This is a genomic window from Cupriavidus sp. UBA2010 (assembly GCF_002335265.1).
GTDB classification, from domain to species: domain Bacteria; phylum Pseudomonadota; class Gammaproteobacteria; order Burkholderiales; family Burkholderiaceae; genus Cupriavidus; species Cupriavidus metallidurans.
Genome location: NZ_DDCI01000009.1, coordinates 24,915 through 50,650 on the forward strand (window position 1 = coordinate 24,915; position 25,736 = coordinate 50,650).

At 64.9% G+C, this 25,736-nt stretch carries 31 protein-coding genes; 3 read left to right on the forward strand and 28 right to left on the reverse strand.

The features are described 5' to 3' along the window. Positions 1-7 precede the first annotated feature (7 nt). From B2246_RS03370 to B2246_RS03450, 17 genes are read right to left on the reverse strand one after another with little or no spacing between them, the layout of a single operon-like run. Positions 8-3,985, reverse strand: coding sequence for a tape measure protein (locus B2246_RS03370; RefSeq protein WP_024973209.1), 3,978 nt, complete (start codon positions 3,983-3,985; stop codon positions 8-10). Positions 3,986-3,988: 3 nt separating this feature from the next. Next, positions 3,989-4,633: a DUF6441 family protein gene (locus B2246_RS03375; RefSeq protein ID WP_024973208.1), complete on the reverse strand. Its 645-nt coding sequence runs from the start codon at positions 4,631-4,633 to the stop codon at positions 3,989-3,991. Continuing rightward, positions 4,608-4,772, reverse strand: a complete 165-nt coding sequence (locus B2246_RS03380; RefSeq protein WP_235202021.1) for a hypothetical protein — start codon at positions 4,770-4,772, stop codon at positions 4,608-4,610. The genes B2246_RS03375 and B2246_RS03380 overlap by 26 nt, the downstream gene beginning before the upstream one ends. A gap of 41 nt (positions 4,773-4,813) precedes the next feature. Then, positions 4,814-5,227 carry a hypothetical protein gene (locus B2246_RS03385; protein ID WP_024973206.1) on the reverse strand — a complete coding sequence of 138 codons (414 nt, stop codon included), beginning with the start codon at positions 5,225-5,227 and terminating at the stop codon, positions 4,814-4,816. Positions 5,228-5,238: 11 nt separating this feature from the next. Then, on the reverse strand, positions 5,239-5,991 hold the full coding sequence (locus B2246_RS03390) for a hypothetical protein (RefSeq protein ID WP_024973205.1): 753 nt from the start codon (positions 5,989-5,991) through the stop codon (positions 5,239-5,241). After that, a complete protein-coding gene (locus B2246_RS03395) occupies positions 5,988-6,215 on the reverse strand; it encodes a DUF7210 family protein (RefSeq protein ID WP_024973204.1) in 228 nt (75 codons plus the stop codon). The genes B2246_RS03390 and B2246_RS03395 overlap by 4 nt, the downstream gene beginning before the upstream one ends. Before the next feature lie 5 nt (positions 6,216-6,220). Beyond that, complete coding sequence (locus B2246_RS03400; RefSeq protein ID WP_024973203.1) at positions 6,221-6,667, reverse strand: hypothetical protein; 447 nt, start codon at positions 6,665-6,667, stop codon at positions 6,221-6,223. A gap of 4 nt (positions 6,668-6,671) precedes the next feature. Beyond that, complete coding sequence (locus B2246_RS03405) at positions 6,672-6,977, reverse strand: head-tail joining protein (RefSeq protein WP_235202017.1); 306 nt, start codon at positions 6,975-6,977, stop codon at positions 6,672-6,674. After that, positions 6,974-7,987 (reverse strand): major capsid protein, encoded by a 1,014-nt coding sequence (locus B2246_RS03410; protein ID WP_024973201.1) that lies wholly within the window; start codon positions 7,985-7,987, stop codon positions 6,974-6,976. Before B2246_RS03410 ends, B2246_RS03405 begins: the two co-directional genes overlap by 4 nt. 2 nt (positions 7,988-7,989) lie before the next feature. Then, the gene (locus B2246_RS03415; RefSeq protein WP_024973200.1) at positions 7,990-8,367 is read right to left on the reverse strand and encodes a head decoration protein; all 378 of its coding nucleotides are present in this window, start codon (positions 8,365-8,367) and stop codon (positions 7,990-7,992) included. Position 8,368: 1 nt separating this feature from the next. Then, positions 8,369-9,604: a S49 family peptidase gene (locus tag B2246_RS03420; protein ID WP_024973199.1), complete on the reverse strand. Its 1,236-nt coding sequence runs from the start codon at positions 9,602-9,604 to the stop codon at positions 8,369-8,371. Positions 9,605-9,637: 33 nt separating this feature from the next. Further along, positions 9,638-11,149, reverse strand: a complete 1,512-nt coding sequence (locus B2246_RS03425) for a phage portal protein (RefSeq protein ID WP_024973198.1) — start codon at positions 11,147-11,149, stop codon at positions 9,638-9,640. After that, the gene (locus tag B2246_RS03430; RefSeq protein ID WP_024973197.1) at positions 11,149-11,370 is read right to left on the reverse strand and encodes a phage head-tail joining protein; all 222 of its coding nucleotides are present in this window, start codon (positions 11,368-11,370) and stop codon (positions 11,149-11,151) included. Before B2246_RS03430 ends, B2246_RS03425 begins: the two co-directional genes overlap by 1 nt. Then, on the reverse strand, positions 11,370-11,762 hold the full coding sequence (locus B2246_RS03435; RefSeq protein WP_024973196.1) for a hypothetical protein: 393 nt from the start codon (positions 11,760-11,762) through the stop codon (positions 11,370-11,372). The genes B2246_RS03430 and B2246_RS03435 overlap by 1 nt, the downstream gene beginning before the upstream one ends. After that, positions 11,762-12,253: a hypothetical protein gene (locus B2246_RS03440; protein ID WP_024973195.1), complete on the reverse strand. Its 492-nt coding sequence runs from the start codon at positions 12,251-12,253 to the stop codon at positions 11,762-11,764. The genes B2246_RS03435 and B2246_RS03440 overlap by 1 nt, the downstream gene beginning before the upstream one ends. A 30-nt stretch (positions 12,254-12,283) precedes the next feature. After that, positions 12,284-14,242 carry a phage terminase large subunit family protein gene (locus tag B2246_RS03445; protein WP_024973194.1) on the reverse strand — a complete coding sequence of 653 codons (1,959 nt, stop codon included), beginning with the start codon at positions 14,240-14,242 and terminating at the stop codon, positions 12,284-12,286. Beyond that, positions 14,242-14,808 (reverse strand): hypothetical protein, encoded by a 567-nt coding sequence (locus B2246_RS03450; protein WP_024973193.1) that lies wholly within the window; start codon positions 14,806-14,808, stop codon positions 14,242-14,244. Before B2246_RS03450 ends, B2246_RS03445 begins: the two co-directional genes overlap by 1 nt. Before the next feature lie 106 nt (positions 14,809-14,914). Here B2246_RS03450 and B2246_RS03455 point away from each other — a divergent pair, with 106 nt between their 5' ends. From B2246_RS03455 to B2246_RS03465, 3 genes are all read left to right on the forward strand, one after another. Next, positions 14,915-15,121, forward strand: a complete 207-nt coding sequence (locus tag B2246_RS03455) for a DUF6900 domain-containing protein (protein WP_024973192.1) — start codon at positions 14,915-14,917, stop codon at positions 15,119-15,121. A gap of 93 nt (positions 15,122-15,214) precedes the next feature. Continuing rightward, a complete protein-coding gene (locus tag B2246_RS03460; protein WP_024973191.1) occupies positions 15,215-15,778 on the forward strand; it encodes a DUF3489 domain-containing protein in 564 nt (187 codons plus the stop codon). Between the two features lie 97 nt (positions 15,779-15,875). Further along, positions 15,876-16,244, forward strand: coding sequence for a hypothetical protein (locus B2246_RS03465; protein WP_024973190.1), 369 nt, complete (start codon positions 15,876-15,878; stop codon positions 16,242-16,244). Here the strand turns inward: B2246_RS03465 and B2246_RS03470 are convergent. The 11 genes from B2246_RS03470 to B2246_RS03520 all read right to left on the reverse strand — a co-directional run bounded on the left by B2246_RS03470 (position 16,208) and on the right by B2246_RS03520 (position 25,732). Then, positions 16,208-17,470, reverse strand: a complete 1,263-nt coding sequence (locus B2246_RS03470; RefSeq protein ID WP_024973189.1) for a site-specific DNA-methyltransferase — start codon at positions 17,468-17,470, stop codon at positions 16,208-16,210. The genes B2246_RS03465 and B2246_RS03470 overlap by 37 nt on opposite strands. Then, on the reverse strand, positions 17,467-18,900 hold the full coding sequence (locus tag B2246_RS03475) for a site-specific DNA-methyltransferase (RefSeq protein WP_024973188.1): 1,434 nt from the start codon (positions 18,898-18,900) through the stop codon (positions 17,467-17,469). Before B2246_RS03475 ends, B2246_RS03470 begins: the two co-directional genes overlap by 4 nt. Positions 18,901-19,257: 357 nt before the next feature. After that, positions 19,258-19,674: a DUF6362 family protein gene (locus B2246_RS03480; protein WP_024973187.1), complete on the reverse strand. Its 417-nt coding sequence runs from the start codon at positions 19,672-19,674 to the stop codon at positions 19,258-19,260. Next, positions 19,667-19,876 (reverse strand): hypothetical protein, encoded by a 210-nt coding sequence (locus B2246_RS03485; protein ID WP_024973186.1) that lies wholly within the window; start codon positions 19,874-19,876, stop codon positions 19,667-19,669. The genes B2246_RS03480 and B2246_RS03485 overlap by 8 nt, the downstream gene beginning before the upstream one ends. A gap of 1 nt (position 19,877) precedes the next feature. Beyond that, a complete protein-coding gene (locus tag B2246_RS03490) occupies positions 19,878-20,342 on the reverse strand; it encodes a crossover junction endodeoxyribonuclease RuvC (protein ID WP_024973185.1) in 465 nt (154 codons plus the stop codon). A gap of 128 nt (positions 20,343-20,470) precedes the next feature. Further along, positions 20,471-22,762, reverse strand: a complete 2,292-nt coding sequence (locus B2246_RS03495; RefSeq protein ID WP_024973184.1) for a phage/plasmid primase, P4 family — start codon at positions 22,760-22,762, stop codon at positions 20,471-20,473. Beyond that, on the reverse strand, positions 22,759-23,013 hold the full coding sequence (locus B2246_RS03500; RefSeq protein ID WP_024973183.1) for a hypothetical protein: 255 nt from the start codon (positions 23,011-23,013) through the stop codon (positions 22,759-22,761). The genes B2246_RS03495 and B2246_RS03500 overlap by 4 nt, the downstream gene beginning before the upstream one ends. Continuing rightward, positions 23,010-23,747 (reverse strand): PD-(D/E)XK nuclease family protein, encoded by a 738-nt coding sequence (locus B2246_RS03505; protein WP_024973182.1) that lies wholly within the window; start codon positions 23,745-23,747, stop codon positions 23,010-23,012. The genes B2246_RS03500 and B2246_RS03505 overlap by 4 nt, the downstream gene beginning before the upstream one ends. Next, complete coding sequence (locus B2246_RS03510; RefSeq protein ID WP_024973181.1) at positions 23,744-24,244, reverse strand: DUF6511 domain-containing protein; 501 nt, start codon at positions 24,242-24,244, stop codon at positions 23,744-23,746. Before B2246_RS03510 ends, B2246_RS03505 begins: the two co-directional genes overlap by 4 nt. After that, the gene (locus B2246_RS03515) at positions 24,241-25,095 is read right to left on the reverse strand and encodes a P63C domain-containing protein (protein ID WP_024973180.1); all 855 of its coding nucleotides are present in this window, start codon (positions 25,093-25,095) and stop codon (positions 24,241-24,243) included. The genes B2246_RS03510 and B2246_RS03515 overlap by 4 nt, the downstream gene beginning before the upstream one ends. Positions 25,096-25,105: 10 nt before the next feature. Further along, positions 25,106-25,732: a hypothetical protein gene (locus tag B2246_RS03520; RefSeq protein WP_024973179.1), complete on the reverse strand. Its 627-nt coding sequence runs from the start codon at positions 25,730-25,732 to the stop codon at positions 25,106-25,108. Positions 25,733-25,736: the final 4 nt, after the last annotated feature.

Sequence of the window (25,736 nt, forward strand, 5' to 3'; positions counted from 1 at the left end):
GGGAATCTCAGACAGTGCGGGCGCGGGCGGCGTCTAGCAGTTGCAAGAGGCGCGCTTCATCGCGCGCATCGACGGTGGCGTTGACCTTCTGCTGTCCCGCAGACAGTTCCACGCGCACGGTGCGGGTGGGCGTGCTTTCGGACAACGACGGACGTGGCAGGCTGCGGCTTGCGGGCTGCACCAGACCGCCCGAGGCAAAGCCTTGGATGCCCGCCAGCGCACGCCCGGCCAGTGCCTGCGCCGGAGCGCTCAGGTTGTTGATGGCTTCGAAGAAGCCAGCGCCGTAGCGGGCGACGGCCTGCCGGTTCACGACGAACTCGCCCGGGGTGAGCATCGCAGGGACGGTGTCGGACTTGGCTAAACCCCCACGGGCAAAGAACTGACCGTCTAGAGACTCCATGTAGTCGATCAGGTCGCGTTCGAAGTCCTTGCCGTACATGATGACCGTTGACATGGCGTAGCGCCAACGCTGGCGGATGCCCTCGAGTTGGGCTTTTTCGTTGGCGGTCAGGGTCTTACGGTCGACCAGTTTCTCCAGATCCCGCCGATCGGTACGTGCCATCGGCATCCAGTAGGCAAAGGTCTTGTCCTTGGCGTCCAGGCTTCCGCTGTAGTTGATCTGTCCGAGTGCCTTGATGCCCAGTTCGATCATCTTCTCGGTTTCAACCACCTCGCGATTGCGCTTGGGTGGTTGCGGGCCGACCGCGCCGCCGCGTGCAAAACGAGCGACGGAATTGGAAACTTGCGCCAGGCGCGCCAAATTGCCCGCGCCGTACTTACGCACCGCCGCCTTGCGAAGCACAAAGGCGCCCGCCTCCAGGGTCCGTGGCACAGTGTCGTGGTGACCCGAGCCCGGCACATTCCCGCCAGCCATCCGGGGGAACGCAGGCGCTACCGCACCGCCACCAGAGAAGTTCAGCACCCGGCCGACCATGCCGCCGGTAGCGTTCTGCTCCACCTTTTTGACGTAGATGGTGTGCGTGCTGCTGGTATTGGCACCGTTGAGGCTCATGATTTCTGAACGGGCCGCATCGGCATTGGTGCTGACCTGGTGGCGCGACTCGGTCTGGATGCGATCAAGGGCTTTGATCATTCCGTCCACGTTGGTAATCGCGGCTTGGGCTTTTTCTGTTGCCACCTTGAGCTCGAACTGCGCGTTCTGATCGGCGTAGGTCTTGAGCTTGTCCAGTGCCTCCCGGGCCTTGGATACATCGGCATCGACCGGCAGCGTCTTGCCCTCTTTGAGCAGCTGCTCGTATTCCTTGAGTTTCTTTTCCGCCTCCTGCAGATCGGCCTGGATTTGCAGCAGGTATTCCTTCTCGGCCAGCGCCTTGTCCAGCTCAGCGATGGCCTGGTCGAAGCGCGTGGTGTCGGCATCGAGCGTGAGTTTCAGACCCTCTTGAAGCTGGGATGTGATCTGGTCGATCTGGGTTTGCGTCTGCTCCAGCGTCTGGCGGATCTGGTCTCGGGCCGTCAAGGCCGACTGGGCCGCCGTCTGGTGGGCTTTGGCCTCCGCATCCAGGGTCTGGTTGAGCAGTTCCTCGGACTCCCGGATGCGCTGGATAGCCTGGTTGACGCCATCTTTGCCCTGGGCAATCTGCGCGTCGGCCTCCCGGGTCTTTTGCGCCAACTGGGTACGGAGTTCATCGGCCTGACGCATCAGTGCATTGGCCTTCTCGTACTCCTGGTTGCGAAAGGCCTGGCGCGACTGTGCTTCGAGTTGTGTGACCTGCGATACCGCCTGTTCTGACTGTTTGCGAGCATCCTCGCCGCGCTTGGCCTCGCTGGTCTGGCTGCTGGCCACCTGTGCGGCCAAATCCATCGCTTTCTGCGCGAGCTGCCGCGCTTGCTCGAATTCACCATTGGCCAGCTGCTCACGGGCCTTGGTCTGGTACTCCGCGATCTGGCGTTTCCGGTCCTCCGTGGCCTCGTACTCCGTCATGCCCTGGCGCCGAATGTCGCGCACGCGCTCCTCCGTGGACATGGACAGCTGTCGCTTGGCCTCCTCGATGCGCTGGACTTCCGCCAGATGCCGGTTGGCCTCGGCGTTGAGGGCGTCGATGTGCTGGCGGTACTCAGAGAGCGCCTGGGTCAGCGTCTGGCGCTTGGTGGCCAGGATGTCGTTCTCGACACGCTGCACGTTGGCACGGCGATCTTCCTCGGTCTGGCCTTGCCGGGCGGCGGCGTCCTTGCGCGCCTGCGTTTCCTGATCGATCAGGCCAAGTGTCTCGGTCGTCGCCTGACGGCGCAGCGTGGTTTGCTGGGTGAGCGCCTCGGTGAGCAGTTGGGTGGACTGGGTGATTTGCGCCGCCTCGGACTGCTTGGAGAGCTCGAGGGCAGATTTTTCTTGGTCGTAGCGGGCTTTGACGGCCTGGATCTGTTGCTGAAGGTTGGCCTCCACGATGGAGGTAAGCCCTTTGTAGGCTTCGGCCATTTTGGCGGTGGCGTCGTTGACCTGCCCCTGCGCCTTACCGACCGCCTGTTCGACCTCGCCCAGCCGGGACTTGAGCTTCTCCAACGCAGCATGTACCGCCTCGATGCCACGTCCGACCGCTTCCTGAGTGCCTTGGCGCACGGCTTCGAGCCGCTTGGCGATTTCCTCGACAGCGGTGGCCGCCGTATTCATCGCACCCTTGGCAGCCTCCGTCCCCTTGCCCGCGTCGGCGTACATCTGCGCAAAGATCTGGTTCATCTCGGCGAGGCGCTGCTGGTGGCGCTGGGTGGCCTGGGCAATAGTGTCCGAAGTGAAGATGGCTGCGAAGGCTTCCCAGCGGTACTGAAGTTGCTCCACGCCCTTGACCAGCATTTCCACCATGAAAATGCCCGCCTTGCGCACGATCTCGAATTTCTCGGACAGCCAGGTACCGATTTCCCAACCCACGAGGAAAGCGCCCAGCACGGCAAACGCCGTCTTGAGCAAGCCCACGCTGGCCACAGCCGCCGACACCGACAGGTTGGCGGTTGCCCAGGCCGCCGATGTGGCGCTGGCGGCTGTCACTGCAGCCGCACCTGCCGTCTGCCAGGCCGTGATCAGGGCTGGGATCAGGCGGTAGATGAGCACGGCCAGACCCACCTCGGCGATGCGCTGCAGCCAATGCATCACCAACTCCAGGTTCTGCGATAGCCAGGTCAGCGCCTCGGCAAGCTTCTTCGTGAAGCCTGTCGATTCGTCCAGACGGCTGATCCACTGGCCGAAGGCATTGGACAAGCGCGTGAACGCCTGGCTCACGGTGGCGGGCAATTGGGCGTATTCAGCCGCCAGCTTGTCCTTTTGGCCCATCAACGCATTGACCACCACGTCGGCAGTGAGCCGACCCTCCTCAGCCAGCTTGCGCAGCCGTCCGATCGGCACATTCAGTCCGTCAGCCAAGGCTTGCGCCAGACGGGGGCTGTTCTCAACGACAGAATTGAACTCCTCACCGCGAAGCACTCCGGATGCCAGGGCCTGGCCAAACTGCAGCAGGGACGACTGCGCCTCGGTGGCCGAAGCGCCCGAGATGCGCAGTGCCTGCGAGATGCTCTCGGTAAGGGTGAGCGCGTCCTTTTGCTCACCGCCGAGCATCCGCACCGCCTGCTGTAGCTTTCCGTACAGCGTGGCGGTTTCCTGGATCGGAACGCCAATACGCTGGGCGATGTCGAAAAGCTCCTTCTGGGCAACGGCGTACTCGCGCTGGCCAGCGGTGGCGAGCTTAAGGCGAGCGGACATCATGTTCCAGGCGTCCGCGATCTGGACGATCTCCTGCACCTTGCCGCTGGCCCAGTTGATGGTCAGGAAGGCCAGCAGTTGCGTCTTGGCACGGTTGATCTGTTCGCCAAAAGCGGAGACCCCCGCATTGACCTCGGCCATTCCGGCAGATGCCTTCTGGCCGGCAGTCTTAGCGCTGCCCGAGAGTTCGCCCAGCGACTTCTCCGCCGAATCAACGGCGCGCTTGAGCCCCTCATCAACGCCTTCGAGGGCAACGAGGACAGAGATGCGATTGGCCATTGCTCAATCCACACGTCGTAGCTGTTTTTCGATGGCTGCTGCCAGTCGCGGAACACGTCCAGCGACCAGGCGCTCGACATTCAAGCGTTTTTTGAGCTGCACGCGTGGCACCAGCACTGCAATAGGAATGTCTGCCCCGCGCTTCAATTTCTTGATCCCCTCGGCCTTGCGGTATCGGCGCTTGAAGCCCCCCAACGGCCGGTCGTGTTCCTTGATGTTCTCAGCCATCAGCACGATGTTCCCCTTGGCGTTCTTGATGAAATAGGCGTTGCCGCCGCGCATCAGCTCGGCGATCTGGGCCTTGAAGCGTTTGCGGCCGACACGCCCGTGCAGCGGGATCAGCATCCGGCCGGAAATAGAGCCACCACGCTCGTGGATGCCCGACCACGGGATGCGCGAGCCGACGTAGAGCGCAGGCAGCCGGTTCTTGTCCTTGTCGAGCACCTTGGCAGTGAAGCCCTTGACGAAGGACTTCTTGGCCACCGTCATCTGGCCCGCGACGTGGCTGCGCACGTCCTGCTTGAGTTCGGCGGCCTCACTGGCGATGCCGCGCGCGACTACTTTCTGGACCTTCTCGCGGAACTCGCCGCCCCAGCGGCGCAACTGCGCCTGCGCGGCCTTGCTATCGATGCGAACCGAGATGCGCATGGTTTTGGAGCCTGTCGAGGGTCTGGTCGAGGTGACGCGAGTCGCCGCGTGCGCCGATGGCGATCAGCGAGAGCAGCCGCGCATCGCGTGCGGCGTCCTCCCGCGCGGTGGCGGCGGCGAAGCCACGCACCTGCGCCAAGGTGTAGTCGAGGATGTCCGGCAGCCGGTGGCCGTGGGCAATCAGGTGCTGGACGGTGTCGAACCAGCCGTGGCCGCTGTGGCCGCCACTGCGCTGGTCTGTGCGATCAGACCGCCCATTTCTCCGTTCAGGCGCGGCATCACCGTCCGGGTAAAAAAATCCGCGTTCACCTCGATCACCTTCGCTGCCAGCAGGATGGCCTGGTCGGCGGCCAACTCATCGACCCATGCGCGGGGCTTGCCGACGGCGATGGACACTGCCGTCAGCAGGTCGTCGCCGCGCTCGCCGAACAGTGCCAGCCAGTCGATGCCATCGCCGCCGATCTGCTGCATCACCGGGGTGATAGCGCGCAGGAAGGCGGGCATCTGGCCGACCTTGAGTGGCTTGATCGCCAGCGGCTCGCCATCGATGACCAGCTCCACCGCCTGCGGGATGAGGGTTTCCAGATCACTCATGGCAGTCCCCATCACAGTTGCACGATGCGGCCAAACTGGCCGAGCACCGCGTCGTAGGGCTTGGTGGTGTCGGCCAGGAGCGAGCCTTCCAGCTCGAATTTGTTGTACTCGTCCGAGATGAAGGAGATTTCCTTCAAGGGATCGAAGGCCACGCGGTACAGCTCGACCAGCACCTTGGCGTTGCCCTGCGCGGTGTTGATGCCTTCCAGGCGCAGGTAACGCTCGGGCAGCGCCTGCGTGAAGATGCCGATCTCGGTGGCGACGCCGTAGCTGTAGGCCGCCTTGAACGGTGCGGTAAAGCCGGTGGTATCCAGAAACTGGAGGGCACCGAAGTCGGTGTCGGCGGTGTAGTGCGTGCCTGCGGTCAGCGTCGCGGGCGTGCCTGCCGAATCGGTCACCACCAGTGCCGAGACCTTGGGGTGCGCGAGGAAGTAGCGGTCGCCGACCACCGGAGCCGCGCCGCCAATGGGTTCAGCCGTCACAGTGCCCGTGCTGCCGGTGACGTGGTTGCCGTACAGCGCCAGCGCGAGGTTTTCCTTGGTGAACTCCTCGATGGTGAGGTTCACAGTGGCCGATTTCTGCTTGACCATCCGGTGATCCAGCGAACGCTGACCGGTCTGGCTCTCGTAGTGCTCCAGCACGTCGGTCTTGAGGGAGAGCTTCAGCTCGGCGACGTTGCCGGGCGAGCGCACTTCGACGGGCAGGCCGTCGATGTCGCGCTTGCCGAGGAAGACGCGCCCTTGGAAACTGGCGTAGGTGCTCATTGCTTGGGTTCCTTGCGTTGGGTGGTGATGGGTCGGATGGGCTCAATGGGTGTGCCGTCGCCTTGCGGCTGGGGCTCGGGCTCGGGTACGCGCTGGCGGTCGTGGCGGGCGATGCCGTTGGCGATGAGCCAGTCGGCAGTGCTGCCATCCACATCGAGCCGTTCGCCCGCCTTGTGGGCCTGGCCCGCGTGGGTGTGCGGTTGGGTCAGAACGATGGAAGTCATGGATGTCATCCCTTGGTTGAAAGATCGGTGTCGAGCGTCCGGTAGGTGATCGCGTAGCGCGCGGGAATAGCGGCGGCCACCGCGTCGGCGTCCTCGACGTCCCACTCGCATTCCTGCTCGCGGATGCCAAGGCTCAAGCCGCCCAGATTCCGGTCGGCCAGCAGCGCGGCGTGGGCGGCGGTGATCAGCCGGTCGGCTTCGGTTTCCGGAATGGCGGGAGGTACCGCGCGGGCCAGCGCGACCAGGCGCACCGTGAGCTCGCGCGTGACACGGTCGTTGGCGCGCTCGGTGATCGATTCGGACTCGGGGAACACCACCAGCGCCGGGCATTGCTCCCGGCTGATGGCCACCGTGGGCGAGCGGTGCAAGGTCGCCCCAAGCGACTCCACCGGCGTGCGGACCGCCGCCATCACCGCGAGCAGGATCTGTTCGCGGATCGAGTTGCTGGACACGGCACTACACCCGGGTGAGCTGTGCGCGCATCTCCGAGCCGTCGCCCACGGCCCGGGTGCTACGCACCTGATAGATCACGCCATCGATCTCGACCGCCTCGCGTGGGGACAGCCCCACGAACACCGACGCCGGGTACGACATCTGATAGTCGGTGGTCGAGGCCAGCCCGTCGAATACGGAATCATCCGGTGCCGTGAAGCCGACCGCGTGCGTCTGCGACGGAGATCCACCGGCTGGCTGCCACCGGCAATCACGCAGCAGGCCCGCGTTCAAAGCGGCGGCATAAACCTGCTCGACGAGACCCATCATGCAGCCACCAGCTTCACGAGCACACCAGGGCGATGGCACATCGGCAGCGGGTTGGACTGCGTGTGCAGGTCGGTGCCCCGGTCAAACTTGCGCGGCTCCTGCTTGGCGTACAGCGATAGGCCGAGCGTATTCACCGTCTCGTTGAAGTCGGCTGGTGCAAAGTAGGTGCCGAAGGTGTCGATGGTGCCGGTCGGGAAGGCGTGGGCATCGCCTGCCTCGATGAAACGGCGCACGACAACGGTCTCGCCGATTCTCGCAACAGCTTTACCCCGGTACTCCTCGAAGGTAATGCCGCCATAGGTGAAGCCCTTGCGCACATCGTTGATCAAGATGGCACCGTTTTGCCAATTGGCATAGGCCGTTTTTACCGTCGGGTGGGCAATCAGCGCTGCAAAGAACTCCTGCGAGCACAGCACGTGGATTCCGGTTGAGAACTCACCACCGAGACCTTCTTCGATAGCTGCTGCCGTAGCGATACAGGCGCCTTTGACGTCACCTTTCTCGTTGGAAAACGGAAACTCGACAACGGTCTGATCGATCTCGAAGGCATCAAACAAATCCACCAACTCCGACCCATCGGCGTCGAGGATCACACCCTTGAGCGCCCCCATGCGCAGGTGCTCCAGCGTGATGGCGTGCTTGTTGCGCATGGTCTCCAAGTGACGTGCGACGACGTTGGCGATGGATTCGGTTTCCGTTTCCGAACCGAAGGCACGCAGACCTTGCACTTCTTCCGGCAGCACCACGTCGTCGTGTGGGATGTGCGGTACCACGAAGGAGCGCAGCTTGCGCTTGCCGCGTACGCCAACCGTACCAGGCGAACCCGGTGGCAAGGTGGGCAACAGGTTGAGTACACCGTTCATCTCCTCCACGATGATCTGGCGCTGACGCACTGGCTTGGGCGGCATCAGGTTCAGTTCTTCCAGTCGCCCATAGCGGTTGGGCAGGATGTTGATGGCGGCGGTGAGCGCTGCCATCGAGAACGCAGGATTGCTGAAAGGGTTGTTCATGATCAGGCTCCTTGACGGACGAGCACGCCCAGCGCCTTCAGTTGCGCGATGGCTGCGAGTTTTTCGGCGGTGGTGATGGCGTCGGGCCACGCGAGCGCATGGTGGGCGACGATGGCGTGGCGCGCGACGACGAGACCGTCGTCACGGTCGATCAAGGTGGCGTCGCAGGCCTGTAGCAGCACGCCAGCGGCGACCTGCGTGCCGTCTTCTGCGGACGGATCAAGCTGTTTGAACTTGGCCGTTGCGGTGACGATGCCGACCACCGTGCCCAGCGGCAGGTTCTGGCCCGAAGCGACCGTGACGCGGTCGCGCGAGTAAAGGTTTGGGGCTTCGTACTTGAGCAGGTCGCCCAGGTTCAGAGGTTCGGCGAGAGAGGGCATCTCAGATCTCCTTCTTGGTGGATTGCGCCGCGATCTGCTTGGCGGCGTCGATCAGCGGATTGCTGGCCACAGGGCGCGCGGCGTCGGGGGCGATGCGGCTGGTGATTTCGGGACTGGCTTCGGCCTGCGCCGCAAGCAGTTGGCTGCGCACCTTGGAGGGCGAGGACTGCGCTTCGAGAAAGCCCGCAATCAGGTCGGTTCGCCCGGCCAGCGTGCAGGTCTGGGCGATTTCGACGGCGTCGGCCACGCTCAGCGCGGTGGCGGTGGCGGACGGTTGAGGATGACTGCCAGCAGGATCAGCAAGAGGCCGATCAGAAGCAGCGGGGTCGGTTCGATCATTCATGAAAGACTCCATCTGGTGGTTGCGAAGAAAGCCCGCTTGGCTGGCCGTAGCCACCTGAGTCGGGAGTGGGGAAAGCGATTGCGTGAGTTGTGTAAGCGCGTCGTCAAGGCTGCCGACGGCGTCGGCCAAACCGGTGGCGACGGCGTCCGGGCCGAAGAACAGACCCGCTTCCGTGGCGCGCACGGCGTCCGCATCGAGGCCGCGATGGCGCGCGACCGTCTCGACGAACAGGTCATAGATGCGATCCACCTCGGCCTTGAGGACGGCGTGGGCTTCGTTGGAGATCGGTTCGTGCGGGTTGAGGTCGTTCTTGCGTTCGCCCGCGAACACGGCGGTGTAGCGAACGCCGTCATGAGCGTCCTTCACCGACTGATCGACGTGCATCGCGATGACGCCGATCGAGCCGACGCCGCCGGTGCGCGCGACAAACACGCGGGCGGCGGCGGACGCGAGCGCATAGGCTGCAGAGAACGCCATGTCGTTGGCCACAGCCCAGATGGGCTTCACTTCCGACGCCGCTCGGATACGGTCGGCCAGATCGAACACGCCGCCCGACTCGCCACCGGGCGAATCAATGTCGAGCAGGATCGCGGCGATTTCAGGGCTGGCCAGCGCCGCATCCAGTTGCGCGGCGATGCCGGTGTAGCTGGCGAGGCCCGACTCGGCTTCGATGCCCGAGGTTCGGCGCACCAGCGTGCCGTGGATCGGAATGACGGCGACCTTGCCGCTCGGAGGCCCAAGCGCGCGGGCCGCAGGCGTGTAGCCCACGGGCGCAGCGAGGTCGGCGAGGCCGACGCGTGCACCGAGCACGGAGAGGATGACGTCGAGTTTCGGGCGATGGATCGCCAGCGGCACGCCGAACAGGCGCGCCGCCAGATGGGGTAGCACGGTCATGGGAATCCTTGTGGAAGGCGGTCTGGCGGCCGGTCAGGAAGACGTTTGGCTGCCGGTGGCGTCAGGCACGCTGGCGCTGCGGTTGGGTTCCGCGCTGCCGCCGTCCTTCGACGTGTAGCGAGGGTCGGAATCGAAGATCAGGCCAAGGTCGTCGGCGCGCTGGTTGTCGGCGGCGATCTCCCGGTCGACGTCTTCGGCGTCGTAGCCGTTGGCCGAGATGGCTTCCGAGCGACTCATCAGGCCCGCGCGGATAGCCAGCAACATCGCCTTGAATTCCTTCTCGGGATCGACCCACTGCCAGCCCTGGGGAATCCACTTCACCGCGAGGTACTGGCGGCGACGGGCTGGCCCGCCACGATCGAAGCCCGGGGCATCCAGGGCCCCGGCGAGCACCGCCTGCTTCATCCAGGCCGCCCACACCGGACGGCACATCTGATGCACGAGCACCCCGTGCTGCACCATCTCGCAGCGACGCCGGAACTCCAGCATCCCGGCGCGGATGGACGAGTAGTTCACGCCGGTCAGATCACCGGTCAGCTGCTCGTAGGTGATGCCAATGGCGGCGGCAACCGCGCGGAACTGTGTGCGCAGGAATTCGGAGTACGAACCGCCAACGTCGGCAGGATCGGAGAACTTGATGTCCTCTCCGGGCTCCAGGATCTGCAGCGTGCCCGGCTCCAGTCCGGCAAGCGCAATACCGTCGGCGTCCGATGCGCCTTCGCCCATCAGGTTGTCCTCGGGGTTGGCGCGCGTGACGAAACCCGCGAACATCGCGGCGGTCTTCTTGCGCACCAGCTCAGCATCGTCGTACTGGTCAAGCTCGTTGAGCTTGACCAGGGCCCGCGACAGCCACGGCTCGCCCCGGATCTGGCCTGGGCGCAGTACGCGGAACAGGTGAATGATCTCCTTGGCATCGATGCGCACCGTGTCCATCCCGCCCTGGCCCGACATCGGGGCCAAACGCCCGTCCTCCGGGTGCGAGCGGTACAGATGGTAGGCCACGCGACGCCCCAGGCTGTCGAACTCGATGCCGGAGCGCACGACGTTGCCGGACGGCAGATCGGTGTTCAGGTTGATGGGCAGGTGCTCGGGCTCCAGCAACTGGAGCTGCAGGGGTACCGACAGGCCATCCTCCGGACGGCGTGGCCGCAGTCGGATCAGGCATTCGCCACCTTCGAGCATCGCCCGACACGCCAGGGCCTGCAGGCCATAGAAGTCGGTCTGTCCGGCCGCGTCGGCTTCCTCGACCCAATCGCGCCACAGTGCCTGCACCTCGGCCTTGAACCGTTCGTCGCCAGACAGGCTTTGCGGCTTGATGCCGGTGCCGACCGCATTGGCTACGAAGGCTTCGATACCGGCCTGCGCCCATGCATTGCGCCGAACAAGGTCCCGGCTCTTACCGCGCAGTTCGGCGTTGGTCGCCAGCATCGCGGCGACCGCGCCGGGGTTGCCGGGCATCCACGCCAGCGAGCGGCGGCCACGCCCCGCCGCCTCGTGGACGGGAGGCTGACCAAAAAGGCTACGGAGTTTGGAGTACCAGGCCATCAGAACCCCTTCGACGTCGTGACACGGATCTGGCGCGGTGCACCGGGCAGCAACCCGGTTTCAGCCGCCTGCTGCAGCAGTCCGCGCCTGACCTCGCGGATAGCGGCCATCAGTTCGTCAACCGAGCGGTACTCGACCGTCTTGTCGGCAAAGGTCACACGCCGTTCGCCCTTGGCGAGCGCGGATTCCAGGGCCTGGAGCTGGGTTTCTGTGTAGGCCATCAGCGGTACACCACGAGATTGATTTCGGAGGAGTCGTCGAACGACGTTGCTGTCGTCGCGCAAGAGATGTCGACGTACTGGGCCGTTTTCAGGTCGGAGCTGGCGCGAATGACAGCCACACGCTGCTGGCCGCTGTTGGTGCTGCTCCGCGCGAGCGCCGTCCAGCAGTAGTTCGCATCCGGCATCGCCGCTGCGAAATGCACGCGGTACCGGCCCGCCGCCGTGCGCACGACGCTGGCAACGTTGCGCGCGCTGCCGATCACGATCTGACCGCCCACGTAGCCAAAACTCACCCACACCCGAGCAAGTCCAGGGTGCGTGGCGTCGATCTTGGCCTTGACCTCGAAGCCGATGCGCGCAGCCAGGGCGGCGATGCTGGACGCGAGGCTCATCAGGCCAGCGCCCCGTCGAAGATCACGACGAAATCCGTGTCGGTGTTGCCAACATCGACGGCCGCAACCGCGCCAATGTTGGTGCGCGCCTGAAGTTGCTCGGCGACCGTCAGGGTCTGCGCCGCGTCGAAGCGCACACGCAGATTGACGGCGGCCAGGAGCGCGTCCAGACCCGTGCTGCCGTTCTGCAGGAGCTGCTGGATCTCGACCAAAGTGTCGTAAGCGGCGTCCGCGCCACCGAGGATGTCGGCCTTGAGCGCGTCGAGTAGCGACACGATCTTGTTCGACGAGTAGGTGGTGGAGGTGGCGATCTGGTTGTCGTCGATGGCGGTGGCGGAAAGCACCGCCGCCTTCAGCTCGTTGATCGCCGCGACCAGACTTGACTTGTCGGTGGTGGACAGGCTGGCGAGATTGCCTGCGGTCGCCCGGACGTCGTTGAACTCTTGGGCGACCCGGATGACCAGGCTCTCGATACGGGTGGCAAGACTCATGTGTTCTCCTTGGTTTGAAGGCGACGGCCATCAGCGAAGCCAACGGCTTCGGATGACGCGTCGACCGGTATTGCGGGTTCCAGAAGCAGCGAGGCCACCGCTGGGGGTGGCCTCGTTCAATTCGATGTCGTGGATGGGCGGTGGCTCATCCGGTGGGGGTGCTACCCCCAGTTGCCGCTCCAGTTCGCGCCAGTGGCGTTCCTCGAAGCGATCCAGTCCCGCGCTGGATGCGGCCGCGCGGGCGTAGACATAGCAGTCCAGGGCCTCGTTGCGCTCTCGCATCTTTTGCCACTCGCGCACCGGGAAGCCGTTGCGGTCGCGGCGGGTGATCAATTGCTCCGCGCAGAGCTGCTGGATGAACTCGGCGTCGATCTTCGGCAGATGGACGAACCCGGCAGGAAACTCCGGGGTCAAGCCGTCCTCGCCGACGTCCGCGCCCTTGCGCAGGTTGTTGTAGAACTCCAGCTTGGCGATGCCGCCCGCCACCGTGAACACCTTGATGCCCCGGCGCAGCTTCTTGCCGCCCTGCGAGACATCGATGGCCGTGGGCGTGCCGATCAGGGCCGCGCCGCGCGGCACGCCCTTGACCGCCATCACGCGCGCATCGTGGCAGGCACGCACGAAGGCGTAGGCTTCCTGCGTGGCAAAACCGGTGTCCAGCGCGAAGCGCGCCAGCGGCATTGCCGCGCCCGATGCGTGCGTCCACTGCTCGGCCAGCATCGCGGCCAGGGCTTTCCACACCGCGTCGCGGGCGGTGTCACCCATCAGCACGCGATGCTCGACCAGCCACGATTCCTTGCCGCGCCCGAAGGCCCAGACCGAGGCCTCGATGCGATCCTTCTGCACGTCCGCGCCGCCAACCAGCAGCAGACCGCCTTGCGGCACGCTGCCGATGCGGTACTCCTCGCGGCGCTCGACCAGACGTTGCCAGTCGGGCGCTTCGCCTTCCTCGACCCAGGTTTCGCCCAGCTCGGTGTTCTTGAAGGTCTTGATCGCGGCGGCCGATCCCGACTCCTTGTTGACGGCGGCTTCCCACGCGGCAGCGATGTCACGCCAGGAGCGCCAGCCCACCGGGCTGTACAGCGACGACAGGTGAAAGCCTGCCGTCTTGCCCTGTGCCATCGAACGCCATTCGCCACGCTCCAGCATCCACGTCTTGTGGTGCTCGGAAATCGCGGTGTCGCAGGACTCGCAGATGTATGCGGCGGTTTCCGGTTGCCCCTTATCCCAGCGCAGTTGCTCGAAGCGCAACCACTGCGGGTGGTTGCAGTGTGGGCACGGCACGAAGTAGCGGCGTTGGTCGCTGGCCTCGTATTCGCGTTCGATGGCCGAGGCCCCCGAGATCGTCGGCGTCGACACGATAAAGATCTTGCGCCGGGCAAAGGTGCGCGTGCGCGCCTCGGCCAGCGAGATCGCATCGCCTTCACCCTCGACGTCCAGCGGATACCCGTCAACCTCGTCAAGGAACAGGTAGCGCACCGGCATCGAGCGCAAGCCTACCGCGCTGTTCGCGCCGGTCATCACCAGCACGCCACCCCGGAACTCCTTGGCCAGAATCGTGTTGCCCGAATCCCGGCTGCGCGCGGGTGCGATCAGTTCCGCCAGCGCCGCAGACTCCTCGATCAGCGGGTCGATCCGCTGCTTGGAGTTGCGCTTGGCCATCTCCACCGTCGGCCAGACCGCCATCATCGGTCCCGGCGCGTGGTGAATGACGTAGCCGATCCAGTTCGACCCCATCTCGGTCGCACCGAGCTGCGCTGCCTTCATGAACACCACACGCTCGACCGACGAGGTCGGCGACAGGCAATCCATGATCGCCTTCAGGTAGGGCGTGCGGCTGGTGCGCCAGCGCCCCGGCTCGGCAGACGCCTTGCTGGAGAGCATCCTGTGGCGATCTGACCATTCCGATACCGTGAGCAGCGGGTCGGGAGTGAGCCCATCGCGCCACGCCCGTTCGATTTCCTGCGCGCCTTCGTAGTCCATCGTCATCAATCAACGCGCGGACGCAACTCGCCCAACTCAATCAAGTGCTCGCGCACGGCAGATTCGAGCGCCACGTGCATCTGGTGCGCGTCGATGCCGAGCGTGGACGCCATCTGGCCGGAGACGCGCGCAGGCCAGTTCAACCACGCATCACGCTCGATGCGCGCGAGCTTGAAAACGTGTGCCACGGCCTGCGCCCGATCCACCAGTTCCTTCTTGCGGTGCGCCAGCTCCAGGTTGTTGAGCTTGGCTTTGAGCACCTCGTTGACCGTGCGCGCTTGCAAGAGCGAGGTGCCACTGGCCGACATCGGCGCTGTGCTGGCGTCGACGGCATCGCGCTGCGTTGCTGCTTCGTCCGTCGCGGCCACGCGCCGCGCTTTCGCAGTGCTGACCTTCTCTGGCGCAGCGGCGCTGCGCGGCTGCAATGTGTTTTGTGCCCACTGGGCGTCCGCCGTGTCCGGATCAATCGTGCCGTCAGGCAGCGGTGTGATCCGCCCGGTGTCGATGGCCTTTTTCACGGCCACGTGCGACACGCCACGGTGGCGCGCGTAGGCGCGAATCGAGAGTCCCATCGTCACCTTCACTCATTTGTTCGTCATGTCGGCAGATTGAGCTTGGCTTCCATCGGGAACAGCGCGTTCATCACGTCACGCCAACCAACCCCGAAAGGAAAACGCCATGAGCCAGATCGACACCATCCTCACCCTCATCGCCCAGAAGCATCTCGGCATCGAAACCCTGCAAACCCGCAACGCCGACAGCCTCGACTTCCACGACACGGCGGTTTGGTGCCTCAAGGACGCGTTGGAAGCGGCCTTCAAGGCGGGCGTCGAATTTGGCGTATCGAGCCCGAAGGCCTCGGACGCAGAAATCGCCAAGGACTGATTGGAAACCGACGAAGCCAAGCAGAAAGCGCTTGGCTTCAGTCCCAGACAGCGCGTTCATCACATCGTCATCCACCCCCCGAAGGAGCAGCCCATGACCACCACCAACCTGACCCCGGCCCAACACGCCATCCTGGCAAAAGCCATCAACACCAGCGCAGGCAAGATCGACTGGTTCCCCGACAACATCAAAGGCGGCGCGCGCAAGAAGGTGCTCGACGGGTTGTTCAACCGTGCCCTGATCACCACCGACGGCACTGACTGGTTCGTCGCCGCCGAGGGCTACGACGCCCTGGGTATGCCGCGCCCCGGCGTAAACAGGAACAGCATCGGTCCGTTCGAAGCCCATCTCGACCAGATCATCGCCAACGCTGAAGGCGCGCAAGCCGCCGCGAGTGATCCCGAACTGGAAGCCGCCGTAACCGCCGCCGAAGCAACGTGGGCCAAGCCGCGCACCCGCGACAACAGCAAGCAAGCCGAAGTGATCCGGATGCTGCAACGCCCCGAAGGCGCAACCATCGGCCAGATCTGCACCGCCACCGGTTGGCAGGCACACACGGTGCGCGGCACCTTTGCCGGGGCCTTCAAGAAGAAGCTGGGCCTGACCATCGTGTCGGACAAGCCGCAGGGCGGCGAGCGGGTCTACCGCATCGCCTGATCAGAATGATCGAAAAAGAGGCCAAGCGGCGCTTGGCTTCTCAATCGAACAGCGCGTTACTACGGGTGTCGCAACGATCAACCCGAAGGAGCCAGAAATGAACACCACCACGCAGATCCCCGCCACCCAGAACGAAGCCTGGGGCTTTTGGGGCACGATGAACGAACACGCCAGCGCCGCATGGCCCCTGGCGATGACCGCCATCTCGGACGCCACCAGCCAGCCCCTCGAATCGGTTCAGGTCTTCCTCGACAGCCGCCACGGACGCCATTTTGCAGACGACGTCCAGAACGGGCTCTATCAGGGCCAGCCCCTGGCGGGCGCGATCAACGCCGCCACCCAACGCTGGATGGGCTGGACGATTGGCCGCCAGACCAGCAAGCAATACGGCATCCCGCGCGGCCTGCCTTACCTGACGGGCTTTGTGATTCACTGCGAGATCGTCGACGAGTCGCTCGCCGCCTGATCAAGCAACGCGCCATCCGCCTCGCGGGTAGCCTGCTTCCCGGTGAAATCTTCCCACCGACGCACGATCACATCAACGTACTTCGGATCGAGTTCGATCAGCCGCGCGATGCGGCCTGACTTTTCCGCCGCGATCAGCGTCGTGCCAGAGCCACCGAAGGGATCGAGCACCACGTTGCCGGGGCGGCTCGAATTGCGGATCGCGCGCTCGACCAGCTCGACCGGTTTCATCGTCGGGTGCAGGTCGTTCTTCTGCGGCTTCTTGATGTTCCAGACGTCGCCCTGGTCGCGGTCACCACACCAGTGGCGTGTCGCCCCCTCGGGCCATCCATAGAGGATCGGCTCGTACTGGCGCTGGTAGTCGGCACGACCCAGCGTGAAGGTGTTCTTGGCCCAGATGATGAAAGTCGACCATTTGCCACCGGCGGCGCGGAAGGCAGCCTGCAGCACATCCAGCTCGCTGGAGGACATCGCCACGTAAATGCCGCCCCGGCAATGCGCCACTGTGGGCGTCAGCGCTGCCAGCAGGAAGTCGTAGAAGCCATCCCCCAGGTTGTCGTTCAGGATCGCGCGATCCTTACCGCGCATCTTGTCCTTGGCGCTGTTGGCGTAGTTCACGTTGTACGGCGGGTCGGTGAAGACCATATCCGCCAACGCGCCTTGCATCAGGCGGTCGTAGCTCTCGGCCACGGTTGAGTCGCCGCAAAGCAGCCGGTGCTGGCCCATGATCCAGACATCGCCCGGACGCGAGATGGGCGTCTCGCTGACTTCGGGCACCGCATCCTCAGCGGTCTGCCCCTCGTTGTCCGGCTCGTCACCCGCGATCAGTTCGGCCAGTGCGTCGGCGTCGAACCCGGTGATGTCCAGATCGAAACCATCGAGCTGCAAGGCTTCGAGTTCGATCCGCAGCATCGTGTCGTCCCAGCCCGCGTTCTCGGCGATGCGGTTGTCTGCAATGACTAGGGCCCGGCGCTGCGTCGGGCTCAGATGATCCAGTACGACGACCGGCACCCGCTCCAGACCCAGCTTCTGGGCGGCGGCGAGCCGTCCGTGGCCAGCGACGATGATGCCGTCACTGCCCGCCAGGATCGGATTGGTGAATCCAAACTCCGCGATGCTGGCAGCGATCTGCGCCACCTGCTCCTCGGAATGGGTGCGCGCGTTGCGGGCGTAGGGCAGCAACTTGCCGGTGGGCCACTGTTCGATCTTGTCGGCCAGCCAGTTCATGCCATCACCTCGGCATCCAGGGTGGTGGCGCGCTCAGCAGCCACCTGCCCGAAGGACTGGCCGGTGGCGATCAAGGTGACCGGCACGCCGGGGTGGTTCTGCTGGAAGCGTTTGATGGCGACGTCCACGTACTCCGGAGCGATTTCAACGCTTCGGCAGATGCGGCCTGTGCGCTCGGCGGCCAGCATCGTCGTGCCGCTGCCGCCGAAGGGCTCGAACACGACATCGCCCGCATCCGTGTAGGCCTCGATCACGAACTCCGGCAGCGCCACCGGGAACACGGCTGGGTGGTCGATGTCCTGGCCGATCTTGCCCTTGTGGCGCATCACGCGGATCACCGAGTCGGGGATGCGGGTGTCTTGCGTGGGCAGCCCCTTGTGCGTCCAGCCGCCCACCTCGCCATCCTTGCCGCGCATCGCGGTGGACGACCCGTCGGCGCGCAGGTGGGATTCCTGGCCGGCGTGCTTGCAGGGGACGATCTTGTTCGGCTTGCGGCTCTCCCGGTTGAAGTGGAAGACGAACTCGAAGCTCGGCGCGAAGCGGCCTGCCCAATCGCCGGGCATCCCCGGCCCCTGATCCCAGACGTACCATGCAAAGCGCCGCCAGCCCTGCTGGCGCATCCAGGATAGCCAAGCGTCCCAGTACGGGATCACTTCGTTATCGCGGTGGATCAGACCCAGGTTGACCAGCACCTGACCGTCGCCTGCCATCGGCAGGTGCGCGAACACGCCGCGCATCAGGCCGTCCCAATCGGAGATGCCACCTGAGGTGTAGTCGCGCTGGTTGCCGTAGGGTGGCGAGGTGAAGCACAGGCGAGAGACTTCACCCTGCATCAGCGAAGCGACCACGTCCCGGTCGGTGGCGTCGCCACAGATCAGGCGGTGCGCGCCGATGGCCCAGACATCGCCGGGGCGAGACACCGCCACGACGGGTGCTTCCGGCACGTCGTCTGCGGCATCCGGTTCCTCGGTGTCCGGCTCTGCGTCGGCATCGGCATCGGCATCGGCGTCGGCGTCGGTCACGTCACCGGTGAGCAGTGCCTCGATCTCGGCATCCTCGCAACCGGTCAGAGCGAGGTCGTATCCGGCCTCGGACAGATCGGCCAGTTCCAGGGCCAGCATCTCCTCGTCCCAGCCCGCATCCAGTGCCAGCCGGTTGTCGGCGATCACCAGTGCCCGCTTCTGCGCGACGGTCAGATGGGCCAGTTCAATCACCGGCACCTGATCCAGCCCGAGCTTGCGCGCAGCGGCCAGACGCCCGTGCCCGGCGATGATGCCGTTGTCGCCATCGACCAGGATCGGGTTCGTCCAGCCGTACTCGACGATGCTGGCCGCGATCTTGGCGATCTGGCTCTCGGCGTGCGTGCGCGGATTGCGGGCGTAGGGAATCAGCGCCTCGACCTTGCGGTACTCGACGTTGAGCGTGTTCAAAGTGGAAGTCCCAAAAGCAAAACCCGCCGAGCGTTGCCGCCGGGCGGGTTGGGTGAATAAAGATTCTGGTGGCGTGGTAACTGCGCCTGGGGGTGGTAACCGGGGCCGGTAACCTGGCCGACTGGTAACCTTGCCCGCGCCCTGACGCTAAAAAAGCGTCGCGCTCGCGCCCCCCGCATTGCGATTTGGGAAGGAAGGACCCCTTTTGCCTGGGCCTATTGCCAAGCGCTCGGCCTCAACCGTCACCGCTGTCCAGAAGATAGCCGAAATACTACCCCCGACCGGGCTGTTTTGTTGCAGAACTGCCGGGCCTCGAAACGGACAAGCAAGGCAAAGCAGGGACAAGCGCGGCAAGCATTACCCTAAATTGCCCACGTTTTTGGAAGGCAACCGCACGCCTTCGCTGTTGAGGTTCGCCGCCACGATCTCCATTGCCCTCTGCCAACGCCGCCACGCCGTCGTCCGGTCGCAGGCAAAGCGAATCGTGATGTCCCTCCAGCCGTAGCGCTTGGCCCGCATCCACACGAGGTGGCGCTGCTCGACCTCGAGCCACTGCACCCAGCGCATCGTCTCCAGCATCCGGTCGATGGCCTCGGGGCTTGGTGGGAAGGGTCTGTACACCTTCTCGTCGGCAGCAAAGGCTTCCCACTCCTTGCGAACGAAGGCGGGCCAGCAATTGAAGTAGCCCTGCACACGTACAGGGGGCAGGCGTCGTCCGGTGGTGGCGGCCTCTTCGAAGCGTGCTGCCACGTCGTCGGTTGTCCACTCAGCCATGACGCGTCCCTCCCAGCCCGTACAGGCGTTCACCAATGCGTCGCACGATCTCGCGCTCGATGAAGTCCAGACGGTCGTCGGAGGCGTTGACCACCAGGATGTGCTGGTCACGCCAGCCACGTTCCTTGATGGCGTCCAGATCCGTGGCTTGCGGCTGCAGCCGACCAAGGGGGCAGCGGTATTGGGGTGTCGGCACCTTCACGTCACACCTCCTGCGTCTCGATGGCCCAATGCAGCAGGGCCAGCGCGTCGGCCTCGTTGTCATCGACTGGGGTGTGACCACGTTCGCGGACGGACGTGATCATTTCGTCCTTGCCCGCATTGCCTTTGCCGGTCGCGTGCTTCTTGATCGTGCCGATCGGAACGCCCTGGTACGGAATGTTGTGATGCTCACACCACGCGGTCAGGTGCCCCATGAAGCCGCCGTAGGCGTGCGCCGCATCAACGCCCGCGTGCCGCCGAACTTCCTCGAAGAACACCGCGTTGATGTGATTGCTGGCCGAGAGGAGTTCGTTGAGCCAGCGCTTGAATCGAAGGAATCGCATTCCGCCGCCTTCGAATCGCTGCGGCTTAAAGTGCTCCGTGCCGCTGGTGATGGTGCCGTCCAGGTGCTGCAGAGCCCACCCGGTGTGTGTGCCCAGATCAAGGGCCAGGATTGTCGTGTTCATCGTCTTTACTCCGTGTTGGGTGGGCGAGTGACGGATGCGACGGGTTGTCAGGACAACGTCCTTTACGTGCGCGCACGTGTAGAGCGTCAATCAGGAAACCCGTCAAATCCGTCACTCGCCCGGATTGGTCAGTCATCGCGGTAGGGGTAGGCGTTGCTGTACGGCTTGGGCCTGAGGGCGATGCCCGCGATGGCGCGAGCCCCTCCGGTCAGCCGACACTTCTCGAACTTGCGAGTCGCCATCAGCTCCGAGAACCGCTTGACCGAACCCACGTACTCGCCCGCTCGCTCGGCCCATTCGCGCCAGTCGGCGAACAGTTCGGAGACGCCTTCGCGGTGGGACTTGGCCAGCAGACAGCGTTCTTCGATCCACTGCCCGAGCGCATCCTCGGCCTCGAAATACTCCTCGGTCGCCGACACCACGCTGGCGGGCGGCTTCAAGCCCTGGCGCTGCCAGCGGCTGCAGCCCTCGACGGCCCACGCCAAAATCCCATCGCGCTCCTTGAGCAACTTCTCGGTCAGCCTGCCGTCGCGGCGCTCGGGCGGGATCGTCACCGTGAACGGGATCAGGTGCAGTCGGCGCTTCATGGCCTCGTCGACATTGCGGATCGACGGCTTGTGATTGCCCGCGATCACCAACTTGAACTGCGGCAGGTACTCGAAGAAGTCCTGGCGCATAAAGCGCGCGGACACCTTGTCGCCACCGGTGATGGCCTTGACCTTGGACTCGTTCCAGCGCCGCCCTTGCTCGGTTTCGATGGATGACACGAAGCGTGCGCCGCGCAGCCCTGCGAGATCGGTGGGGTGCCGGTCGTTTCGCGCCTCCATGAACGTGTCCATCGGCGCGTTGGCCGCGTAGTCGCCCAGGATGGTGGTCAGCACGTTGACGAACACCGACTTGCCGTTCGCGCCCGTGCCGTACAAGAAGAACAGCGCGTGTTCGCTGGTGACGCCCGTCAGGCAGTAGCCAACCATCAGCTGCAGGTAGGCCATCAGATCGGCGTCGCCACCGGTGACATCCGTGAGGAAGGCTCGCCACGTCGGGCAAGCGCTGTCCGGATTGCCCTGCGGAGTAGCCGTGGTCACCTTGGTCATTCGGTCGTCCCGCCGGTGCGGGCGCATCCGGCCGGTGCGTAGATCGACCACGCCACCGGGGGTGTTCAGCGCCCAGACATCGGCGTCCCATTCCTCGGCGGTGGATGCGTGCTTCGGGTCAGAGCGCGCGATCTTTTCAACCGACGAAATCGTGGCGGAACTGGCCAGCTTGCCCTTGAGCCTCGGCGTGTCCGCTTTCAGCGAGGCGTTGCGGCAGATGCCCCTGGAAAGATGCGACACGTAGAGCACCTGATCGGGATTCCAGCGCACACCCGTCCAGACCAGCCACTTGCCCCACAGGGCACAGTAGCGCCAGTCTTCGCCATAGCGGCGGGTGAAAGCGCTGGACAGGCCATCCTCGGTCGTCCAATCAATGCCCGTCAGCAAGTCTGGCGAAGGCGCTTCCTCCACCGAGCGCATCACCGGCATCCGCTCGCCGACGGCCAGAAAGCCACCGACATCGAAACCTTCGGGAATGGCATCTGCAGCGTCCCACCCCTCCGGCTTGTCGTCGGGTGGCATGAGGATGGCGACCGAGGTCGCGCCTGCCTGCAAGATCGCCTGCGACGCGCGGTCGGCGTAGTCCCACCCTGGCGCATCGCGGTCGGGCCAGATCAGCACCGTCTTGCCAGCCAGTGGCGACCAGTCGGTCTTGTCGACCGGGGCATTGGCACCGTGCATGGCGGTGGTGGCCACCACGCCGCTGGCGATCAAGGCCTGCGCGCACTTCTCGCCCTCGACCAGGACGACGTGGCTGGCCGCAGCGACGCCCGGCTGGTTGAACAGCGGGCGCGGCTCAGGCGGGGCCATCTTGCGGCGCTTCGCGTCCCACGGTCGGAATTCCTTCTTGCCTCCCGGTGGGTCATAGCGGTAGACGACGGCGATCAGCTTGCCACCGGCATCGAAGTAGTCCCACTTCGCCGTAGCCGGGCCGAGGTCGTCGACAGGCGCTTCCTTCTTCGCCTTGCGCACTGGCACCGACCGCGACCGCCCGAGCAGATCGGCAGCTTCATCCAGCACGCGAGGGAAATCGGTGTGGACGTTCGCACCGAGATAGGCCGCGATCAGGGCGAAGATGTCGCCGCCATCGCCGGTGGCACGATCCGTCCACAGACCGGCCTTCTCACCTTCCAGCACCACCTCGAGGCTGTCACCTGGACTGCCGAGGATGTCGCCGATCAGGAACTTGCCACGGCGCTTCTTGCCAGCCGGAAACATCGTGGTCAGCACCGACTCCAGACGCGCAAGCAAGTCGGCGCGAATCTCGTCTCGTTCAGATTCCCTGTTGTGCTCCGCAGGTTGGGTGGTGTCGTTGAAGTCGATCATTCGGCTCCCTCGACAGGTGCGTCCGCATCATGGGAATCACGGCCCTGAACGGCGGTGGTACGCGTGGCCCACGCAGAGAGTTCGGACAGCCGGTAGCGCACCAGACCACCCATCAGGTAGTGCGGAATCCGGTACTTGGTGCGCATCGCGTGGTCGGCGAACCAGTAGTACGGCAGGCGCAACGCGGCGGCCGCCTGCTTGGCATCGATCATCGGCTCGATGCCGGTGGCCGGGGTGTTGTTGTCGGTCATGCTTGTGTTCTCCAGCAGCGGTCTTGCCACGCGCACATCCGGCACTCGAAGTGGGTCGGGTCATTGAAGGCGCGCGGCAGGAGATCTCCCGCTTCGGTCGCCGTGATGACCTTCACCGCCCGATCAGACATTCGCTGGGCCAGGGCTGCGTCAAAGGGCACGGCCTCGGTGTAGATCTCCATCGTGTCGGCGTTGAGCGCCGTGAAGATCGCCGGGTGCTCGTGCAGTTCGAGATAGGCTTGGTAGATCGCCACTTGCGCGGCGTATACGGGCTTGGCCACGGCGAGCCGGTTCTTCTCCAGCTCGCGCCAGGACTTCATGCCGAGGCACTTGTTTTCCCAGAGCGCCGGGTAGGCAAAGCCCTCCGGGCCATCGACGATGACGCCGTCGATGTGGCCCTGCAGACGGCCATCAGCCACGGAGAAGCCAAACTGCTCGCCATCGGCCCTGCGGGTACGCAAGTCGAAACCGGCGTCGCGCAGCCACGCGACCATGCAGTCCTCCATGACGTGGCCGCGCTCGAAGATGCGCAGCATCCGGCCCGGGGTGTCCCGGCCGTGATCGACGGGAGCCTTGGCGTACTCAAACTGCAGCGCACGCTCGCAGGCAGCGCCCAACCGCGAGGCACCAAGGTACTGGCGCTCGGACTGCTGGGCTCGCGCCCGCTGCATCCCGGCGTCGACCAGCGCAGTGATCTGGCCCGAGATGCTCGAAGTGGAGTTGAAGTCCATCATGGCTTCTTCCCCTTCGGTTCTTCCCAAGGCAGGTCGTCCTCCAGATCCGCGAACGGATTGGCTGCACTCGGTGTCATGGGGTCGGGCGTCGGCGTCATGCCGCGCACGGGCGGGTACTTGCTCGCCTCGTGGTGCTCAACCATCGCCTTGGTGTAGCACGTGACGATGGCGTCGATCACCTGCAGCGCCTCGGCTTCTGAGTAGTTGCCCAGCGGTTTGGTGAAGCCGATCTCTCCTGCCGCCTCGCCGAAGGACTTGAGGCACTTGCGCATTGCGGCCAGCTCGATATCAGAGGGATCGATCATGGCGACCCCCTTGATGTCGCTGCGACCATCCTTGGCGCGCAGCCAGTTGCCGTACATCGCGTGGAACGCGGATTGGCAGCGCTGCGAGCAGAACACCCAGTCGATGGGGTAGCGCCGGGGATCGCCGACACCGTGTCGGTTGTCGGTGTGACCGAATCCCCGGGCCTGTCGTTTGCAGACCCAGCATTTCACGCCCCCTCCTCAAAGTCTTCGGCCAGCAGCGCCAGCTGCAGCGCGCCGCCAGCGAAGGCCGCTTCACAGCGGCGGTCGAAGTCGCGGTAGCAGGTCGAGCTGCGCGCAATGGCGGTGACCGCGTGAATCTGCGTTTCCAGACGGGCGAGGCCCTGATCGGACAGCCACTGGTGGTGCTTCTGCGAGATGCCCTTGCGGGCGCGAATCTCGTCGATCAGCGTGGCGGGCAGCACCGGGCCGTAGACCCAGCGCTGCGTGATCTGACCGACAACGTGGGGCGGGTTCTGGTCGTGGCCCTGGTACTTCCAGCCGAACAGCCGGTAGAGGGCGCGGTAGTAGTCCGGGTGGAAGCGGCGCTCCCACGAAGAGCACGACTGGCGCAGCAGCTTGGAGATCAGTTCCTGCAGCGCGTCAGGCGCGCGGTGGTACTGGTAGCCCGTCGCCTCGTCGATCAGCGCGACCTCGCCGGTGGTGGCCAGCGCGCGCATGATCTTCATGCAATTGGGCACGATGCCCTGGCGGGCCTTGTGCAGCGTGCCGTTGATGGCCGCGCTGACCACCGCCGACGCGACGTCGGCAATGATCCCGGCCGGGAAGAACTGCGCCTGCCGACCTGACGGCAACAGAATCGGCTCACGAGTTTTCTCCAATGCCGACAAGGAGTTAGGAGCGAAGTCGGCAAGAAACCGGGCAAATCGGCCACCCTTGTGCGTTTCGTGGAAGCCCAGCAGCTTGGCCAGTTGACGACGAACGTAGCCACGCTCGCCGCCCTTGAGGACGACGGCCTCGCATTGCAGATCGCCGAAGCGCACGACGCCGTAGTGACTGGCAGTGAGGACGGATGCATTCATAGCCGTCTCCTCACTGAGCCCAGGACGGTTTGCCCGTCACTGGTGCGCGTTGCGGGGTGGGCGCGGAATAGGCCGGGGCCGCCTGCGCGGGAGCGCCGGAGTTGCCACCGCCCGGACTGCCCTTCGGCGGCACACCTTTCAACTTGGCGTAGTCGGGGTGGTCGGGCTCGACTGCCAGCTTCACCACGTTGCGGTCTTGACCCTTGGCGTCCTTCTCGATGTCGACGCGCGCCAAGAACTCCAGACCGTCCAGTTCGGCGAAGCCATTGATGCGGCGCGCGGCGGCGGCCTGTGGGCTGTTGTCTTGCGGGTGGACGTTGCGGGCGCTGTTGAGCGCGGCCCGGATGAAGCTGCGCCCCATCTGGCCCCAGGTCGGGCCTTTCTTGGAGAGCAGGCCGACGTTGCTCCACATCTTGCGCTTGGCATGATCGCCAGCGGTGACCACAAACTCGGCGGCCAGATAGATGGAACCGGTCTCGAACGATTCGGTGGCGTAGCCGCCACCCCAGCCTTGCTCGGGGTCGTCATAGCCACCCGGCTTGATGGTCATTCGCACCGGCACGACGGTGCCCTTGGGGATCAGATCGAAGCCGGATTGCTGAGAGTCGGCGTCGTTGAAGTCATTCCATGCGGTCATTGCG

Excerpts from the sequence above, each read along its gene's own strand:
- B2246_RS03370 (WP_024973209.1), bottom strand. The coding sequence starts at position 3,985 with ATGGCCAATCGCATCTCTGTCCTCGTTGCCCTCGAAGGCGTTGATGAG.
- B2246_RS03375 (WP_024973208.1), bottom strand. The coding sequence starts at position 4,633 with ATGCGCATCTCGGTTCGCATCGATAGCAAGGCCGCGCAGGCGCAGTTG.
- B2246_RS03385 (WP_024973206.1), bottom strand. The coding sequence starts at position 5,227 with ATGAGTGATCTGGAAACCCTCATCCCGCAGGCGGTGGAGCTGGTCATC.
- B2246_RS03390 (WP_024973205.1), bottom strand. The coding sequence starts at position 5,991 with ATGAGCACCTACGCCAGTTTCCAAGGGCGCGTCTTCCTCGGCAAGCGC.
- B2246_RS03395 (WP_024973204.1), bottom strand. The coding sequence starts at position 6,215 with ATGACTTCCATCGTTCTGACCCAACCGCACACCCACGCGGGCCAGGCC.
- B2246_RS03405 (WP_235202017.1), bottom strand. The coding sequence starts at position 6,977 with ATGATGGGTCTCGTCGAGCAGGTTTATGCCGCCGCTTTGAACGCGGGC.
- B2246_RS03410 (WP_024973201.1), bottom strand. The coding sequence starts at position 7,987 with ATGAACAACCCTTTCAGCAATCCTGCGTTCTCGATGGCAGCGCTCACC.
- B2246_RS03415 (WP_024973200.1), bottom strand. The coding sequence starts at position 8,367 with ATGCCCTCTCTCGCCGAACCTCTGAACCTGGGCGACCTGCTCAAGTAC.
- B2246_RS03420 (WP_024973199.1), bottom strand. The coding sequence starts at position 9,604 with ATGACCGTGCTACCCCATCTGGCGGCGCGCCTGTTCGGCGTGCCGCTG.
- B2246_RS03425 (WP_024973198.1), bottom strand. The coding sequence starts at position 11,149 with ATGGCCTGGTACTCCAAACTCCGTAGCCTTTTTGGTCAGCCTCCCGTC.
- B2246_RS03430 (WP_024973197.1), bottom strand. The coding sequence starts at position 11,370 with ATGGCCTACACAGAAACCCAGCTCCAGGCCCTGGAATCCGCGCTCGCC.
- B2246_RS03435 (WP_024973196.1), bottom strand. The coding sequence starts at position 11,762 with ATGAGCCTCGCGTCCAGCATCGCCGCCCTGGCTGCGCGCATCGGCTTC.
- B2246_RS03440 (WP_024973195.1), bottom strand. The coding sequence starts at position 12,253 with ATGAGTCTTGCCACCCGTATCGAGAGCCTGGTCATCCGGGTCGCCCAA.
- B2246_RS03445 (WP_024973194.1), bottom strand. The coding sequence starts at position 14,242 with ATGACGATGGACTACGAAGGCGCGCAGGAAATCGAACGGGCGTGGCGC.
- B2246_RS03450 (WP_024973193.1), bottom strand. The coding sequence starts at position 14,808 with ATGGGACTCTCGATTCGCGCCTACGCGCGCCACCGTGGCGTGTCGCAC.
- B2246_RS03455 (WP_024973192.1), top strand. The coding sequence starts at position 14,915 with ATGAGCCAGATCGACACCATCCTCACCCTCATCGCCCAGAAGCATCTC.
- B2246_RS03460 (WP_024973191.1), top strand. The coding sequence starts at position 15,215 with ATGACCACCACCAACCTGACCCCGGCCCAACACGCCATCCTGGCAAAA.
- B2246_RS03465 (WP_024973190.1), top strand. The coding sequence starts at position 15,876 with ATGAACACCACCACGCAGATCCCCGCCACCCAGAACGAAGCCTGGGGC.
- B2246_RS03470 (WP_024973189.1), bottom strand. The coding sequence starts at position 17,470 with ATGAACTGGCTGGCCGACAAGATCGAACAGTGGCCCACCGGCAAGTTG.
- B2246_RS03480 (WP_024973187.1), bottom strand. The coding sequence starts at position 19,674 with ATGGCTGAGTGGACAACCGACGACGTGGCAGCACGCTTCGAAGAGGCC.
- B2246_RS03490 (WP_024973185.1), bottom strand. The coding sequence starts at position 20,342 with ATGAACACGACAATCCTGGCCCTTGATCTGGGCACACACACCGGGTGG.
- B2246_RS03495 (WP_024973184.1), bottom strand. The coding sequence starts at position 22,762 with ATGATCGACTTCAACGACACCACCCAACCTGCGGAGCACAACAGGGAA.
- B2246_RS03500 (WP_024973183.1), bottom strand. The coding sequence starts at position 23,013 with ATGACCGACAACAACACCCCGGCCACCGGCATCGAGCCGATGATCGAT.
- B2246_RS03505 (WP_024973182.1), bottom strand. The coding sequence starts at position 23,747 with ATGATGGACTTCAACTCCACTTCGAGCATCTCGGGCCAGATCACTGCG.
- B2246_RS03515 (WP_024973180.1), bottom strand. The coding sequence starts at position 25,095 with ATGAATGCATCCGTCCTCACTGCCAGTCACTACGGCGTCGTGCGCTTC.
- B2246_RS03520 (WP_024973179.1), bottom strand. The coding sequence starts at position 25,732 with ATGACCGCATGGAATGACTTCAACGACGCCGACTCTCAGCAATCCGGC.